16 protein-coding genes are annotated in these 14607 nt (G+C 63.4%); 9 read left to right on the top strand and 7 right to left on the bottom strand.

The genetic code is table 11. The features are described 5' to 3' along the window. Window positions 1-34: 34 nt before the first annotated feature. The 5 genes from fis to QOS90_RS03640 form a co-directional block, all read right to left on the bottom strand. A complete protein-coding gene (fis, locus tag QOS90_RS03620; RefSeq protein ID WP_012274390.1) occupies window positions 35-355 on the bottom strand; it encodes a DNA-binding transcriptional regulator Fis in 321 nt (106 codons plus the stop codon). Next, window positions 352-1365 (bottom strand): tRNA dihydrouridine synthase DusB, encoded by a 1014-nt coding sequence (gene dusB / locus QOS90_RS03625; protein WP_027592597.1) that lies wholly within the window; start codon window positions 1363-1365, stop codon window positions 352-354. The genes fis and dusB overlap by 4 nt, the downstream gene beginning before the upstream one ends. 174 nt (window positions 1366-1539) lie before the next feature. Then, the gene (locus tag QOS90_RS03630) at window positions 1540-2952 is read right to left on the bottom strand and encodes a DUF3426 domain-containing protein (protein ID WP_027592598.1); all 1413 of its coding nucleotides are present in this window, start codon (window positions 2950-2952) and stop codon (window positions 1540-1542) included. Window positions 2953-2991: 39 nt separating this feature from the next. Next, window positions 2992-3870 carry a 50S ribosomal protein L11 methyltransferase gene (gene prmA, locus QOS90_RS03635; protein WP_027592599.1) on the bottom strand — a complete coding sequence of 293 codons (879 nt, stop codon included), beginning with the start codon at window positions 3868-3870 and terminating at the stop codon, window positions 2992-2994. A 134-nt stretch (window positions 3871-4004) separates the two neighbouring features. After that, entirely contained in the window at window positions 4005-4460 is a 456-nt protein-coding gene (locus QOS90_RS03640; RefSeq protein ID WP_027592600.1) for a MaoC family dehydratase, read from the bottom strand. A 143-nt stretch (window positions 4461-4603) separates the two neighbouring features. Between QOS90_RS03640 and QOS90_RS03645 the strand changes: the two genes are divergently transcribed. The 3 genes from QOS90_RS03645 to QOS90_RS03655 are packed head-to-tail and all read left to right on the top strand — an operon-like array spanning window position 4604 to window position 6279. Then, complete coding sequence (locus QOS90_RS03645; RefSeq protein ID WP_027592601.1) at window positions 4604-4966, top strand: CidA/LrgA family protein; 363 nt, start codon at window positions 4604-4606, stop codon at window positions 4964-4966. Next, entirely contained in the window at window positions 4963-5679 is a 717-nt protein-coding gene (locus tag QOS90_RS03650; protein WP_027592602.1) for an LrgB family protein, read from the top strand. The genes QOS90_RS03645 and QOS90_RS03650 overlap by 4 nt, the downstream gene beginning before the upstream one ends. 9 nt (window positions 5680-5688) lie before the next feature. Then, window positions 5689-6279 carry an LON peptidase substrate-binding domain-containing protein gene (locus QOS90_RS03655; RefSeq protein WP_085272340.1) on the top strand — a complete coding sequence of 197 codons (591 nt, stop codon included), beginning with the start codon at window positions 5689-5691 and terminating at the stop codon, window positions 6277-6279. A gap of 118 nt (window positions 6280-6397) precedes the next feature. Here the strand turns inward: QOS90_RS03655 and QOS90_RS03660 are convergent, their stop codons facing one another. After that, the gene (locus QOS90_RS03660) at window positions 6398-7714 is read right to left on the bottom strand and encodes a bifunctional DedA family/phosphatase PAP2 family protein (protein WP_085272341.1); all 1317 of its coding nucleotides are present in this window, start codon (window positions 7712-7714) and stop codon (window positions 6398-6400) included. Window positions 7715-7717: 3 nt separating this feature from the next. After that, entirely contained in the window at window positions 7718-8386 is a 669-nt protein-coding gene (locus QOS90_RS03665) for a DNA-3-methyladenine glycosylase (RefSeq protein WP_027592605.1), read from the bottom strand. A gap of 293 nt (window positions 8387-8679) precedes the next feature. Here QOS90_RS03665 and QOS90_RS03670 point away from each other — a divergent pair, with 293 nt between their 5' ends. From QOS90_RS03670 to rodA, 6 genes are read left to right on the top strand one after another with little or no spacing between them, the layout of a single operon-like run. Then, window positions 8680-9951 (top strand): glutamate-5-semialdehyde dehydrogenase, encoded by a 1272-nt coding sequence (locus QOS90_RS03670; RefSeq protein WP_085272342.1) that lies wholly within the window; start codon window positions 8680-8682, stop codon window positions 9949-9951. Continuing rightward, window positions 9920-10612 (top strand): nicotinate-nucleotide adenylyltransferase, encoded by a 693-nt coding sequence (gene nadD / locus QOS90_RS03675; protein WP_050580718.1) that lies wholly within the window; start codon window positions 9920-9922, stop codon window positions 10610-10612. Before QOS90_RS03670 ends, nadD begins: the two co-directional genes overlap by 32 nt. A gap of 42 nt (window positions 10613-10654) precedes the next feature. Beyond that, window positions 10655-11074, top strand: a complete 420-nt coding sequence (gene rsfS / locus QOS90_RS03680; protein WP_027592608.1) for a ribosome silencing factor — start codon at window positions 10655-10657, stop codon at window positions 11072-11074. Between the two features lie 9 nt (window positions 11075-11083). Then, a complete protein-coding gene (rlmH, locus tag QOS90_RS03685; RefSeq protein WP_023382530.1) occupies window positions 11084-11551 on the top strand; it encodes a 23S rRNA (pseudouridine(1915)-N(3))-methyltransferase RlmH in 468 nt (155 codons plus the stop codon). Window positions 11552-11567: 16 nt separating this feature from the next. Continuing rightward, entirely contained in the window at window positions 11568-13457 is a 1890-nt protein-coding gene (gene mrdA / locus QOS90_RS03690; protein WP_027592609.1) for a penicillin-binding protein 2, read from the top strand. A 38-nt stretch (window positions 13458-13495) separates the two neighbouring features. After that, window positions 13496-14599, top strand: coding sequence for a rod shape-determining protein RodA (gene rodA, locus QOS90_RS03695; RefSeq protein WP_050580719.1), 1104 nt, complete (start codon window positions 13496-13498; stop codon window positions 14597-14599). Window positions 14600-14607 lie beyond the last annotated feature (8 nt).

Below are 14607 nucleotides of genomic sequence, written 5' to 3' on the forward strand. Positions count from 1 at the left end.
TCAGGGAGCCGCCTTTTCTGATTGGGATTCTGGCTTACAACAAGTCGTACTGCTTGAGCTTCTTGCGCAGGGTGCCTCGGTTGAGCCCGAGCATCTCGCTGGCCTTGGTCTGGTTGCCCTTCACGTAGTTCATCACGCTTTCAAGCAGGGGCGCCTCGACTTCGGAGAGCACCAGGTTGTACACGTCCGTGACGGTCGCGCCTTCCAGGTGGGCGAAGTAGTTGTGCAGCGCCTTCTCGACGCTGTCGCGAAGGGTCTGGCCCTCTTCGCTTGGCGTGTTGAGGTGCTGTTTCAGGTTGGCGTTGTCGCTCACGGGCGTTGTTCCACTCACAAATGTCTCGGTCATCATCGTCATGCGGCCACCCCTTGTCCGTCCTCTGTCTCAAGGCTCTGTCGACGTTCACTGAAAAACGCGCGAACGTTGGCGCACTGCGCTTGTGTGTCTTCCAAAGCATTGAACCGGGAGCGAAACTCCTTGCCGCCGGGTCGTGTTGCCAGGTACCAGCCAACGTGCTTGCGGGCGATACGTACGCCCATCACATCGCCATAGAAGGCATGCAGCGCGGCCAGGTGCTCTAGCAGGATGCGTTCCACTTCGTCCAGCTGCGGGGCCGGCAACTGTTCGCCGGTCCGCAGGTAATGCTCGATCTCGCGAAAGATCCAGGGCCGCCCTTGGGCAGCGCGGCCGATCAACAGGCCATCGACCCCGGTGGCGTCCAGTACCGCCCGGGCCTTTTCTGGCGATGTGATATCGCCGTTGGCAAATACCGGGATAGACACCGCCTGCTTGATGGCAGCGATGGTGTCGTATTCGGCTTCGCCTGTGTACAGGTCGGCGCGTGTGCGGCCATGCACCGCTAGCGCCTGGATGCCGGCCTGTTCAGCGATCTTCGCCACATTCAGGCCGTTCTTGTTCGCCCGATCCCACCCCGTGCGGATCTTCAGCGTCACCGGGACGTCCACGGCGCCTACCACGGCGTGGAGAATCTCGCTGACCAAGGCTTCATCTCTCAATAAAGCAGAGCCTGCAGCTTTGTTGCAGACTTTTTTTGCCGGGCAGCCCATGTTGATGTCGATGATCTGGGCACCCGCTTCGACGTTGGCTTTTGCCGCCGCTGCCATCATCTGGGCATCCCCGCCGGCGATCTGCACCGAGCGCGGCTCGGGATCGCCTTCGTGAATGCGGCGCAGGCTCGACTTGCGGCTGTTCCAGAGGCTCATGTCGCTGGACACCATCTCCGACACCACCATGCCTGCGCCCAGGCGCTTGCAAAGTGTTCGGAAAGGCTGGTCCGTGACCCCGGCCATGGGGGCGAGGATCAGGTTGTTTCGCAGTGTGTATGGGCCGATGCGTACCGCCGACATAGGTGATCCCTGTTGTGGGGCCGAATCTTGGAGTTCGAAAAAGGGTGGGCATGATACCCGCTCTCGGTGACCGGATAAAGATGGATTTGGATAAAATCTGAACAGTTGTCGGCTTATGACTTTTGGTGTGGGTAGGCGAGGCTGGGGGCACAAAGTGCCCCCAGGATCAGCCGATTACTCCGGCGAGCGGAAGCTCAGGCTGTAGTTCACGGCCTTGGGGCCTGGGTCGAGGATGTCCAGGGCGATGTGGATCGGGGTCTGGCTGGGCATCTCGCCGCGCCCGGCCAGTTCGCCAGAGAGGTACTCGCTGGGCTTGAAGCGCCGGCTGGCGATCAGTTGGCCATTGAGGTCGGCGAAACGCAGCTCGAGCAGCGGGAACGGCTGGGCGAAGGGGGCGCGGTTGTAGATGATCGCATCGACGATCAGCGCACCCTTGAAGTCAGGGTGGCTGCGCACCACCAGGTTGCTGCTCTTGATGCGGGCGATGTCGACGCGGGTCGGCACTTCGCAGCCGAACAGCGGGCATACCTGCTGGAAGATCGGCCGGTACTGGTCCTGGCGGGCCATTTCATCGAAATGGAACCACACGTACTGGAACGCCAGCAGGCCTGCAGCCAGCAGCGTCAGGAAGCCCCACAGCAAGCGCTTGCCCCAGTTGGGCTGGGGCTTTTCCCAGCCCAGTTGCAGCGGGTCGTCGACCACGTCGACCAGCGGTTCCTTGCGCGGCGCACGCTCGGGCTTGCTGGACAGGCCAGGCTCCAGGCGTTCACCGGGCAACGGCTCTACAGGGTCGTCGTCGTGGGCCGACAAGTGCAGGTCCAGTTCGTCATCGTCGCGCGCGCTGAGGCCCTTTTCCGGGGCTGGATCGTGGCTGGCAGCGAAGTGCTCGCTGACGAACGCATGGTGCTCGTCGGCCTCGATGTCGCGCCGTACGGGGGGCTCGTCGTCGATGTCCAGGTCCAGGTGGCCGCCTAGGGTCGGCTCGGTGCGATCGCCCGGGGCGGGCTCCAGGTCCAGTGACTCTTGCTCGAACGCTTCCTGCTCCAGCGCGTGCTGTGTCAGTAGCGTGGGTGCAGGTTCAGGCGCCTGTTCAGGCTCGAAGCGGTCGTCGGTGGCGTTGCCAAACAGCTCATCGGTATGGGCGTCTGGCTGATGTTCTTCACGGCGGGCCTGCAAGCCGTTGTCCGCGCTGGGCGGGCGAGCGGCGGCAGGTTCGCCACGACGTTCAAGGCGGGCCAGCTCTTGGTCCAGGTCCAGTTCATCCAGGGCCTGGGCCGTGAGCGCCCAGTCGTCCTCAGGGGGCGCTGGGCGTTCGCTGGCGGGGGGATCGGGCGTGACAGCAGGCTCGGCAATCGGCTCGGCAGGTGCTACGGGTGCGGCGGGTACCACTGGCGCCACGGGAACCCTAGGTTCCACAGGCACGCTGGCATCACCGGCGCGGTTCTGCTCCAGCAGTTGCTTTGCGGCGTTGAACACCTGCAGGCAATGGCCGCACCGCACCACGCCGCGCGCCACACTCAACTGGTGATGGGTGACGCGAAAGCTGGTCTGGCAATGCGGGCACTGGGTGACGAAACTGTCGGTCATGCGGCGATCCGGGGTTGTACAAAAGTTATTCTAGCGCGCTTAACGGCGGCGACCACTGATGCGCACCCAACCATCGCGTACGGCGATCGGGTCCAGCTCGAAGTCGGCGGCGTAGGCAGCAGCCACTTCATCGCCTTGTTCGGCAAGGATGCCCGACAGTGCCAGCAGGCCACCAGGGCGGACCAGGCCAGACAACTGCGGCGCCAGCGAGACCAGCGGGCCGGCCAGGATGTTGGCGACCAGTACGTCAGCCTGCATGGCCGGCATGTGCTCGGGCAGGTACAGCGCCAGCTTCTCGTCGGCGATGCCATTGCGCTGGGCATTGTCGCGCGAGGCTTCAATGGCCTGCACGTCGATGTCGGTACCGACCGCTTCGCGCGCACCCAGCAGCAGGGCGGCAATGGCCAGAATCCCCGAGCCGCAGCCAAAGTCCAGCACTTGGGTGCCTTCGAGTTGCTGGCCGTCGAGCCATTCCAGGCACAGGGCGGTGGTCGGGTGGGTACCGGTGCCGAACGCCAAGCCTGGGTCGAGCAGCAGGTTTACCGCGTCCTTGTCCGGCGCTTCGTGCCAGCTTGGCACGATCCACAGGCGGCGGCCGAAGCGCATCGGCTGGAAGTTGTCCATCCAGCTGCGTTCCCAGTCCTGGTCTTCGATCACTTCAGCCTGGTGCTCGGGCAGCTCGGCGCCTGTCAGCAGGCGGACGTGGGCGAACACCTGCTCGGGCTCGGCATCGGCCTCGAACAGGGCCAGCAGGTGAGTGTGCGACCACAGCGGGGTGGTGTTGAGGTCGGGTTCGAAGATCGGCTGATCTTCTGCGTCCACGAACGTGACCGAGACGGCGCCTACTTCAAGCAGGGCGTCTTCGTAGGTTTCGGCTTGTTCCGGGCTGATGGCCAGGCGTACTTGCAGCCAGGGCATGGCGGGCACCTTTGGTAAATCGACAGGGGCAGCCCGAGGCTGCGCGAAGGCTCGCAGTTTACGCGAGTGCGCGGGGTTTGTGGATTGTATCGGGGGCCTGTCGCGAATGGGGCGCACAGCGCCCCGGCGATCACTCAGACAAAACAGAGCGACAGGGACTCGGCTATATAAGCAGGCTTCTCTTCCCCTTCGATTTCCAGCGTGGCGATTGCCTTGAGCAGCCACTGGCCGGGTTTTTTCTCGAGCACTTCGGCGAGATCGATCTTCAGCCGCACCTGGCTGTCGACCTTGACCGGTTGAATGAACCGCACGCTGTCCAGCCCGTAGTTCACGACCATCTTCAACCCTTGCGGCAGGACCAGGATGTCCTCCATCAGCGTGGGGATCAGCGACAACGTCAGGAAACCATGGGCGATCGTGCAGCCAAACGGTGTTTTCGCCGCCTTCTCCGGGTCGACATGGATGAACTGAAAATCGCCAGTGGCTTCGGCAAACAGGTTGATGCGCTGCTGGTCGATTTTCAGCCAGGCAGAACGGCCCAGTTCCTTGCCAACGTACTGCGAAAGCTCTGTAACCGGTACATAGGGCATCGCGACTCTCCAGGTTGTAAGTTGGTACGAAGGTGCAAGATCAGCACGCCCCACCGTTTCAGTCAAGTTGCGCGTTTTTCGGCGATTATCGGCTTATACCCTTACCGTGCTTATAATGGCCGCCATGCCCGAGGGAGGTGCTTATGCTGTTGCGTGGTTTGACCTGGCTGGTGTTGTTTCAACTGCTGGGTACGGCGATCAATCACCTGTTTGTGCCGTTTTTGCCGGGGCCGATCATCGGCCTGTTGCTGCTGCTGTGCTTCCTGATGGCCAGGGGGGAGGTCGGCAAGCCGCTCAATGAAGCCGCCAGCAGCTTGCTGCGCTACCTGCCACTGCTGCTGGTGCCGCCGGCGGTGGGGGTAATGGTGTATGCCAAGGACATCGCCGCCGACTTCTGGGCGATTGCCGGTGCACTGTTCATTTCATGCCTGCTGACCCTGGTGTTCGTCGGCGTGTTGATGCAGAAGCTCATCCACCGCCAAGGCAAGCACGAGGAGCAGCCATGATGCTCGACTGGCAAGGCGCGCTCGATGCAGTCATCCACCATCCTTTGTTTGGCATCGGCATTACCCTGGGGGCCTATCAGGTCGTGCTTGCGGGCTATGAGAAGACCCGATGGATCTTCCTGCAGCCGGTGCTGGTGTCGATGCTGCTGGTAATTGGCGTGCTGCTGGTGTGCGGCATCGACTACAGCGAGTACCGCCAGCGTACCGAGATCATGAACACGCTCCTGGGGCCTGCCACTGTGGCCCTGGCCGTGCCGCTCTACCTCAACCTGCGGCGTATTCGCCAACTGTTCTGGCCGACATTTACTACGCTGGTAATCGGAGGCCTGTTCGCCACGGTCTGCTGCCTGCTGCTGGGCTGGTGGTTCGGCGCCGAACACATGATCCTGATGACCATGGCGCCGAAGTCGGTGACATCGCCGATCGCCATGCTGGTGGCCGAGCAGATTGGTGGTGTGGCGGCGCTGGCCGCGGTGTTCGTGCTGATCACTGGGGTCATCGGCGCGATCTTCGGCCCGGCGCTGTTGACCCGTCTCGGTGTGCACAGCCCTGAGGCGCGCGGCATGTCGCTGGGCGTGACCGCGCATGCGGTGGGCACTTCGGTGGCCCTGCAGGAAAGTGATGAATGCGGCGCTTTCGCCGCGCTGGCGATGAGCCTGATGGGGGTGGCCACGGCGGTGTTCCTGCCGCTGGCGGTCAGCCTGGTGGCTTGAGGAGTTGTGATGACGCTACCGCTGTTTCCCCTCAATACCGTGCTGTTTCCGGGGTGCTTCCTCGATTTGCAGATTTTCGAGGCGCGCTACCTGGACATGATTGGCCGCTGCATGAAGCAGGGCGAGGGCTTTGGGGTGGTGTGCATCCTGGAAGGGGAGCAGGTTGGCAAAGCGCCACCGACGGTTGCTTCGATCGGTTGCGAGGCGATGATCCGCGACTTCGTGCAGCAGGATAACGGCTTGCTGGGTATCCGTGTCGAAGGGGTGCGGCGTTTCAACCTGGAGCAGACCGAGGTGCAGAAGGACCAGTTACTGGTCGGGCAGGTGCAGTGGTTGCCGGAGCTTCCTGATAGCCAGCTGGGCGAGGCGGACGACGACCTGCTGGCGTTGCTGGTCGCCCTGGGTGAGCACCCGATGGTCGAGGCGCTGGACATGCCGCGGCCGGTGGATGGGCGGCAAGCGTTGGCCAATCAGCTGGCGTATCTGCTGCCGTTCATGGAAGAGGACAAGCTGGACCTGCTGAGCATTGACTCGCCGCAGTTGCGGCTGGAAGAGATTCAGAGGCTGTTGGAGCGGATTCAGGGTGAGCTGTTTGCCTGACTGATCACTGTGGCTTGTTGTGGCCTCTTCGCGGGGCAAGCCCGCTCCCACAGGTGTGGTGCATGGCAGACTGCCTGTGGGAGCGGGCTTGCCCGCGAAGAGGCCGGCATAGGCAACATCAATACTGATACCGCTCCAAAGCCTGCGGCAGCGCGTGCATGGCAAAGAACGCCAGCAGCGCGACACACGCCGGCAGCACCAACCACCACACCCGTAGCGGCAGCGCTGGAAGCGGCTGGCGATGCTGCACCAAGGTCAGGCTAACCGCGCAGACGCAGCACGCCAGCAAGGCCCCGGCCAGAATATCGGTCGGCCAGTGCGCCCCCAGGTAAACCCGCGACAACGCAATCGCCAAGGCAGGAATGCACCCCAGCAACACCCAGGTCAGGCGCATCCGCGGCGGCTGACCACGCCCTGCCAACACCGCCATTACCAAGAAGAACGCAAACGACGCCGAGCTGTGGCCGCTGGGCATGCTGTAGCTGGTCAGTGGGTCGGTCAGCACCTCGGGCCGCGCGCGGGCGAATAGCCACTTGAGCGTGCCATTGGCAATCGCCGTACCCATCAATGCGCCGCCCGCAAACAGTGCATGGCGCCATTGTTGGGCGAGCAGCAGCAGGCCGGTCAGCAGCCCACCGAGGAAAAACTGCGTGCGAAAATCACCCAGCCGTGTCACCAGTACCACGGTGCCGTCGATGACTTGGCTGCGGTGTTCCTGCACCAGTGTCATCACGCCCTGATCGAATTCGTGCAAGTACGGCCAGCCCAGGAATACCCCGGCCAGGGCCGCGAAGCTCAAGCCGGCGATCAGCCGAGTGCCGTGGCGTTGATCGCGGATGCTGCTGTTCAGGCTCAGGCCGATGAGCACCGCCAACGCACCGGCAAGGATGCCCGCATCCAGCCAGAAGCCTTCCGGTAAAGGCAGGCGCATGGCGGCGCCCGTGGCCCAGCCAGGCAGCAGGTAGGCAACCGACCAGCCGGCGCCTGCCACCAGGCTGACGGCAATGAAGCGCGGCAGTGGCATGTCGAACATGCCGGCGACCATCGGCAGCATGGGCCGCAGCGGCCCAATGAAGCGCCCGACCAGCAGGCTGGCGATGCCATAGCGCTGGAAGTAGGTTTCGGCGCTGCCGATCCATTCCGGGTGGTGGCGTAGCAGTGGCAGGCGGCGGATGTTCTGGTGGAAATACTTGCCGACCGTGTACGACAGTGCATCACCCAGCAAGCCGCCGAGAAAGCCCAGCAACAGCGTCTCGCCCAGGCTGAAGGTGCCGCTGCCGGCCAGCACGGCGACCGCGAACAGCAGCACGGTGCCAGGCACGATGATGCCGGCAATGGCCAGGCATTCGATGCAGGCCACCAGGAAAATCGCCAGGCCAAGCCACTGGGGGTTGGCGCTTAGCCAGCCGGTCAGGCTGTCGAGCCATTGGCCCATGTGTCAGTTTCCTTGTTGATGAATGAAGAAGTCTCGGCCTTCGACTTGGCCGCGTCGCAACGGGTTCCGTGTACAGAAGCGGGCGTATTCGGCGTCGACGAAGCGGTACGGCAGGTGCTCATCGCGGCCCTGCGGGATACCCAGGCGCGCAGCCTGGATCACCCGCGGCACGGCGATGCCGCAGTCGTCGACGTACAAGTGCTCAGGGTCGAACCGCTGCGCGTCCCAGCGCGGCACTTTCAGGCCCAGTGCACGGCATAGCAGGGTCTGGCCTGCGCACAGGCGCTCGGCCGGGCGCAGGTTGCCGCTGGCGTCGGGGTTGTTCAGCTGCATCTGCGCCAGGCTGTTGGCGTTCGAGAGGTCATCCTGCCAAGGGTAGGCGGACTTGATCAGCACCGCATTGCCCGGGCCATGGGCGCTGAAGTTCAACGAGTCGCCACCGCGGGCGTAATACATGTAGATGTGCCCGCCGTCGAGGAACAGGGCCTTGCGCTTTTCCGTATACCCGAGCGAGGCATGGCTGCCTTTGTCGGTCAGGTAGTAGGCCTCGGTCTCGATGATTCGCGCGGCCAGCCAGAGGTCGCCCTGGCGATGGCGGATGACCTTGCCCAGCAACTCCTTGGCCAGGGTCTGGGCGTCACGGTCGAAAAAGCGGTCGGGCAGGGCTGGCATGCTGGCAGTTCGTGGCTTCAAAGGCCTGGATGATAGCAATGAATGGCTTAATCGAGGCTGAACCGGGTGGGGGGTTGAATGGTATCTGTATGTTTCTTTGGGGGGCTGAGAGGTGTTCGTCTTGGGGGGGTGGTGTCTGGGAGATCGAGCGCCGCCCGCGCGGCGCCCGACCTGCCGGGCGCTAAAAACCAAACCAAGCCCGCCATTTTCTACCATCCGCCACCCGCCGCTGGGCGTATACCTGCGCGACAGTTATAATCAGCCGATTTCCCCTTCGCCAAGACACCGAACCCATGACTGAGTCCGTTCTTGACTACATGACCCGTTTGGGTCGCGCTGCTCGCCAGGCTTCCCGGGTGATCGGCCGTGCCAGCACCGCGCAGAAGAACCGCGCCCTGCAAGCGGCTGCCGATGCACTGGACGCTGCCCGCGCCGAGTTGACCGCCGCCAACGCGCTGGACCTCGCCGCAGGCCGTGCCAATGGCCTGGAGCCCGCACTGCTCGACCGCCTGGCGCTGACCCCGGCGCGTATCGACGGCATGATCACGGGCCTGCGCCAGGTGGCCAGCCTGCCGGACCCGGTCGGTGCCATCCGCGACATGAGCTACCGCCCATCGGGTATTCAGGTCGGCAAGATGCGTGCACCCCTGGGGGTGATCGGGATCATCTACGAATCGCGCCCGAACGTGACCATCGATGCCGCCAGCCTGTGCCTGAAGTCCGGCAATGCGACCATCTTGCGTGGCGGCTCCGAGGCCATTCACTCCAACCGTGCCATCGCCACCTGCATCCAGCGTGGCCTGGCCGAGGCCGGCCTGCCGGCGGCGGTAGTGCAAGTGGTCGAGACCACTGATCGCGAAGCCGTGGGCGCGCTGATCAGCATGCCCGAGTACGTCGATGTGATCGTGCCGCGCGGTGGCCGTGGCCTGATCGAACGTATCAGCCGCGATGCGCGGGTGCCGGTCATCAAGCACCTGGACGGCATCTGCCATGTCTATGTCAGCGAACATGCCGACCTGGACAAGGCCTGGCGCGTCGCTTTCAACGCCAAGACCTACCGCTACGGCATCTGTGGCGCCATGGAAACCCTGCTGGTCGACCAGCGTGTAGCCGAGCGCTTCCTGCCGGAAATGGCCCGCCGTTTCCAGGAAAAGGGCGTCGAGCTGCGTGGCTGCGAGCGCACGCGTGCGCTCATCGAGGCCAAGCCGGCCAGCGAAGACGACTGGCACACCGAATACCTGGATGCGATCCTGTCGATTCGTGTAGTCGATGACCTGGACCAGGCCATCGAACACATCAACCACTATGGCTCGCACCACACCGATTCGATCATCACCGAGCACCAGGGCCAGGCCCGCCAATTCATGGCAGAGGTCGACTCGGCGTCGGTGATGCTCAATACCCCAACCTGCTTCGCCGACGGTTTCGAGTACGGCCTGGGCGCGGAGATCGGTATCTCCACCGACAAGTTGCATGCCCGCGGCCCGGTTGGCCTAGAAGGCCTGACCTGCGAGAAGTACGTGGTGATCGGCGATGGCCAGCTACGCGGCCAGGAGTCCTGCTGAGTTGAGCAAGGCCCAGGCAGTCCGGCGCATCGGCATTCTAGGCGGCACCTTCGACCCCGTTCACATCGGCCACCTGCGCAGCGCGCTGGAAGTGGCCGAGTTGATGGCGTTGGACGAGTTGCGCCTGTTGCCCAATGCCCGGCCGCCGCACCGCGACACCCCGCAAGTGGCCGCGCAAGATCGCCTGGCCATGGTGCGCAGCGCCGTGCAGGGTGTTGCCTGCCTGAGCGTGGATGCCCGCGAGCTTGCCCGCGACAAGCCGTCGTACACCATCGACACCCTGGAGTCGATCCGCGCCGAACTGGGCGCTGACGACCAGCTGTTCCTGGTGTTGGGTTGGGATGCCTTTTGTGGCCTGCCCGCCTGGCACCGCTGGGAAGAGCTGCTGCAACACTGTCACATCCTGGTGCTGCAACGCCCGGATGCCGACGTTGAACCCCCTGACGAGCTGCGCAACCTGTTGGCTGCGCGCTCCGAGAGCGATCCCACCGCCATGTCCGGCCCGGCGGGAAATATTTCGTTCGTCTGGCAGACACCGCTTGCGGTGTCGGCTACACAGATCCGACAGCTGCTGGCCAGCGGCAAATCGGTGAGGTTCCTGGTGCCGGACGCCGTACTGGCCTACATCGAGGCACACGAACTGTATCGTGTGCCTAACTGACGGTGCTCCGGCACCTCATCCAACAAGTTGAACGAGTTTTATATGACCAAGCAGAAAATTTACGGCGAAGAACTGGTCCAAGTGACCAAGGCAGCGCTGGAAGACGTCAAGGCCCAGGATATCCAGGTCATCGACGTGCGTGAAAAGCACAGCCTGACCGACTACATGATCATTGCCACCGGTACCTCCAACCGCCAGATCAACGCGATGGCCGAAAAGGTCCGTGAAGCCGTCAAGGCCAAGGGTGCCCAACCCCTGGGTGAAGAAGGCAAGGGCGACAGCGACTGGGTGCTGCTGGACCTGAACGATGTCATCGTGCACATGATGACCGCCGCTGCCCGCCAGTTCTACGACCTGGAGCGCCTGTGGCAGGGTGCCGAGCAAAGCCGTGCCGCCGATGGCAAGCACCACAGCCCGGACCACGCCCACGAGTACTCCGACAAGCTCAAAGACCGGGAATAAGGAAGCGTCGTGCGTCTGCGCCTGATCGCGGTCGGCTCGCGCATGCCCAAGTGGGTCGAGGACGGTTGGCATGAATATGCCAAGCGCCTGCCCCCGGAGCTGTCGCTTGAGCTGGTGGAAATCCCGCTGAATACCCGTGGCAAGAATGCCGACGTCGCTCGCCTGATCCGTCAGGAGGGCGAAGCCATGCTGAGCAAGGTTCAGCCTGGGGAACGCATCGTCACCCTCGAGGTCCATGGCAAGCCCTGGAGTACCGAGCAGCTGGCGACCGAGCTGGACCGCTGGCGCCTGGATGCGCGCACGGTGAATTTGATGGTGGGCGGCCCGGAAGGGCTGGCGCCTGAGGTTTGCGCACGCGCTGAGCAACGCTGGTCGCTGTCGCCGCTGACGTTGCCGCACCCGTTGGTAAGGATACTCATCGGCGAGCAGATCTATCGCGCCTGGACCGTGTTGTCCGGGCACCCTTACCACAAATGAGCCTGTAAGCAGTCCGATGTCGCAGCCGATCCGTCTCAAGGACCACGAGAAAGACGCCCGCCTGGTGCGTAACCGCGTCGTGGTCGGCGCGGTGGCGATCATGCTGCTTATCTGCGTTTTGATCGCGCGGCTGTATTACCTGCAGATCATCCAGTACGACTATCACTCGACGCTGTCGGAGAACAACCGGGTGCATGTGCAGCCGATTCCGCCGACCCGTGGGCTGATCTTCGACCGCAATGGGGTGATCATCGCCGATAACCGGCCCAGCTTCAGCCTGTCCATGACCCGTGAACGTGCGGGTAACTGGCAGGAAGTGTTGGACAATATCGTCGAAGTGCTGGAGCTGACTGACGACGACCGCGCCCTCTTCGAGAAGCGCATGCGCCAGGGCCGTCGGCCGTTCGAGCCGGTGCCCATCCTGTTCGAACTGAGCGAAGAGCAGATCGCCCGGGTGGCGGTGAACCAGTTCCGCCTGCCCGGCGTGGAAGTGGTCGCGCAGTTGGTGCGGCATTACCCGCAAGGTGCGCATTTTGCGCACTCGGTGGGGTATGTCGGGCGTATCAACGAGAAAGAGCTGAAAACCCTCGACCCTGTGAACTACAGCGGTACGCACCATATCGGCAAGACCGGTATCGAGCGTTTCTACGAGGATGCGTTGCACGGCCAGGTCGGTTACGAGGAAGTCGAGACCAACGCCCGCGGCCGCGTGCTGCGGGTGCTCAAGCGTACCGACCCCAAGCCTGGCAAGGACATCGTCCTGAGCCTCGACATCAAGCTGCAGGAAGCCGCCGAGGCCGCCTTGGGTGGCCGTCGTGGCGCGGTGGTGGCGCTCGACCCACGTACCGGCGAAGTGCTGGCGATGGTCAGCCAGCCAAGCTTCGACCCTAACCTGTTCGTCACCGGCATCAGCTTCAAGGCCTATGCCGAGCTGCGGGATTCGATCGACCGGCCGTTGTTCAACCGGGTACTGCGCGGGCTGTACCCACCTGGCTCGACCATCAAGCCTGCGGTGGCCATCGCCGGTTTGGACAGTGGCGTGGTCAATGCCGGCAGCCGGGTGTTCGACCCAGGCTATTACCAGCTGCCCAACTACGATCACAAATACCGTAACTGGAACCGCTCTGGCGATGGCTGGGTCGACCTGGATACCGCGATCATGCGCTCCAACGACACCTACTTTTACGACCTTGCCCACAAGATGGGCATCGATCGCTTGTCCAGCTACATGAACAAGTTCGGCATCGGCCAGCGGGTTTCGCTCGACATGTTCGAAGAGTCCGCCGGCCTGATGCCGTCTCGCGAATGGAAGCGTGCCACCCGCCGTCAGGCCTGGTTCCCCGGCGAAACCCTGATTCTCGGGATCGGCCAGGGCTACATGCAGGCCACGCCGCTGCAGTTGGCCCAGGCCACCGCGTTGATCGCCAACAAAGGCGTGTGGAACCGCCCGCACCTGGCCAAGACCATCGAAGGCCAACCGCCGGTGGACGAGAACCCGATGGAAAACATCATCCTGCGTGACAAGTCGGACTGGGCCAAGGTGACCCACGGCATGGAGCAGGTGATGCACAACGCCCGTGGTACCGCGCGCAAGGCTGCTGCCGGCGCCCAGTACCGCATCGCCGGCAAGAGCGGTACTGCCCAGGTGGTGGCGATCAAGCAAGGCGAAAAATACGACCGTAACAAACTTCAGGAACGCCACCGCGACCACGCCCTGTTCGTCGCCTTCGCCCCGGCCGACGACCCGAAGATCGTGGTGTCGGTGATGGTCGAGAACGGCGAATCCGGCTCTGGCGTCGCCGCACCCGTGGTGCGCCAGATCATGGACGCCTGGTTGCTCGACGAGCACGGCCGGCTCAAGTCCGAGTTCGCTCCCGCCACCGTTACCCAGGAATCGGCCCTGTGATGAATAATTTCGATCGCATGCTCTCCAGCGAGGATGTGATGCGTCGGCGCGCCAGCTTCCTGCAGCGCATCCATATCGATGGCCCGTTGCTGGTCATCCTCCTGACCCTCGCGGCTGGCAGCCTGTTCGTGCTGTATTCGGCCAGTGGCAAGAACTGGGACCTGCTGCTCAAGCAGGCGACTTCGTTCGGCATCGGCCTGGTGTCGATGTTCGTCATCGCCCAACTGGAGCCGCGGTTCATGGCGCGCTGGGTGCCATTGGCCTACGTCACCGGGGTACTGTTGCTGGTGGTGGTGGACGTGATGGGCCACAACGCCATGGGCGCCACCCGGTGGATCAACATCCCCGGGGTGATTCGCTTCCAGCCCTCGGAATTTCTCAAGATCATCATGCCGGCGACCATCGCCTGGTACCTGTCCAAGCGCACCTTGCCGCCACACCTCAAGCATGTGGCGATCAGCCTGGTGCTGATCGGCGTGCCGTTCATCCTCATCGTTCGCCAGCCCGACTTGGGCACGGCGCTGTTGATTCTGGCCTCCGGTGCGTTCGTGCTGTTCATGGGCGGGCTGCGTTGGCGCTGGATTGTCAGTGTGGTGGCGGCGGCGGTGCCGGTGGCAGTGGCCATGTGGTTCTTCGTCATGCACGACTACCAGAAGCAGCGCGTGCTGACCTTCCTCGACCCGGAAAGCGACCCCTTGGGCACCGGCTGGAACATCATCCAGTCCAAGGCTGCGATCGGTTCGGGCGGGGTATTCGGTAAGGGCTGGCTGCTGGGCACCCAGTCGCACCTGGACTTCTTGCCCGAGAGCCACACCGACTTCATCATCGCCGTGCTCGGTGAGGAGTTCGGCCTGGTCGGCATCTGCCTGCTGCTGATCGTCTACCTGCTGCTGATTGGTCGCGGCCTGATGATCACGGCCCAGGCGCAGACCCTGTTCGGCAAGCTGCTGGCGGGCAGCTTGACGATGACCTTCTTTGTATACGTGTTCGTCAATATCGGTATGGTCAGCGGCCTTCTGCCCGTGGTGGGCGTGCCGCTGCCCTTCATCAGCTATGGCGGAACTTCGTTGGTGACGCTGCTGTCAGCGTTTGGCGTTCTGATGTCGATCCATACGCACCGCAAATGGATCGCACAGGTTTGAATAAGGTG

The organism is Pseudomonas sp. LAIL14HWK12:I10 (assembly GCF_900184205.1).
GTDB lineage: Bacteria > Pseudomonadota > Gammaproteobacteria > Pseudomonadales > Pseudomonadaceae > Aquipseudomonas > Aquipseudomonas kermanshahensis.

What these genes read in the sequence shown, in the direction of transcription:
- fis (WP_012274390.1), bottom strand. Translation starts at nt 355, where the DNA reads ATGACGATGATGACCGAGACATTTGTGAGTGGAACAACGCCCGTGAGC.
- dusB (WP_027592597.1), bottom strand. Translation starts at nt 1,365, where the DNA reads ATGTCGGCGGTACGCATCGGCCCATACACACTGCGAAACAACCTGATC.
- QOS90_RS03630 (WP_027592598.1), bottom strand. Translation starts at nt 2,952, where the DNA reads ATGACCGACAGTTTCGTCACCCAGTGCCCGCATTGCCAGACCAGCTTT.
- prmA (WP_027592599.1), bottom strand. Translation starts at nt 3,870, where the DNA reads ATGCCCTGGCTGCAAGTACGCCTGGCCATCAGCCCGGAACAAGCCGAA.
- QOS90_RS03640 (WP_027592600.1), bottom strand. Translation starts at nt 4,460, where the DNA reads ATGCCCTATGTACCGGTTACAGAGCTTTCGCAGTACGTTGGCAAGGAA.
- QOS90_RS03645 (WP_027592601.1), top strand. Translation starts at nt 4,604, where the DNA reads ATGCTGTTGCGTGGTTTGACCTGGCTGGTGTTGTTTCAACTGCTGGGT.
- QOS90_RS03650 (WP_027592602.1), top strand. Translation starts at nt 4,963, where the DNA reads ATGATGCTCGACTGGCAAGGCGCGCTCGATGCAGTCATCCACCATCCT.
- QOS90_RS03655 (WP_085272340.1), top strand. Translation starts at nt 5,689, where the DNA reads ATGACGCTACCGCTGTTTCCCCTCAATACCGTGCTGTTTCCGGGGTGC.
- QOS90_RS03660 (WP_085272341.1), bottom strand. Translation starts at nt 7,714, where the DNA reads ATGGGCCAATGGCTCGACAGCCTGACCGGCTGGCTAAGCGCCAACCCC.
- QOS90_RS03665 (WP_027592605.1), bottom strand. Translation starts at nt 8,386, where the DNA reads ATGCCAGCCCTGCCCGACCGCTTTTTCGACCGTGACGCCCAGACCCTG.
- QOS90_RS03670 (WP_085272342.1), top strand. Translation starts at nt 8,680, where the DNA reads ATGACTGAGTCCGTTCTTGACTACATGACCCGTTTGGGTCGCGCTGCT.
- nadD (WP_050580718.1), top strand. Translation starts at nt 9,920, where the DNA reads ATGGCCAGCTACGCGGCCAGGAGTCCTGCTGAGTTGAGCAAGGCCCAG.
- rsfS (WP_027592608.1), top strand. Translation starts at nt 10,655, where the DNA reads ATGACCAAGCAGAAAATTTACGGCGAAGAACTGGTCCAAGTGACCAAG.
- mrdA (WP_027592609.1), top strand. Translation starts at nt 11,568, where the DNA reads ATGTCGCAGCCGATCCGTCTCAAGGACCACGAGAAAGACGCCCGCCTG.
- rodA (WP_050580719.1), top strand. Translation starts at nt 13,496, where the DNA reads ATGCGTCGGCGCGCCAGCTTCCTGCAGCGCATCCATATCGATGGCCCG.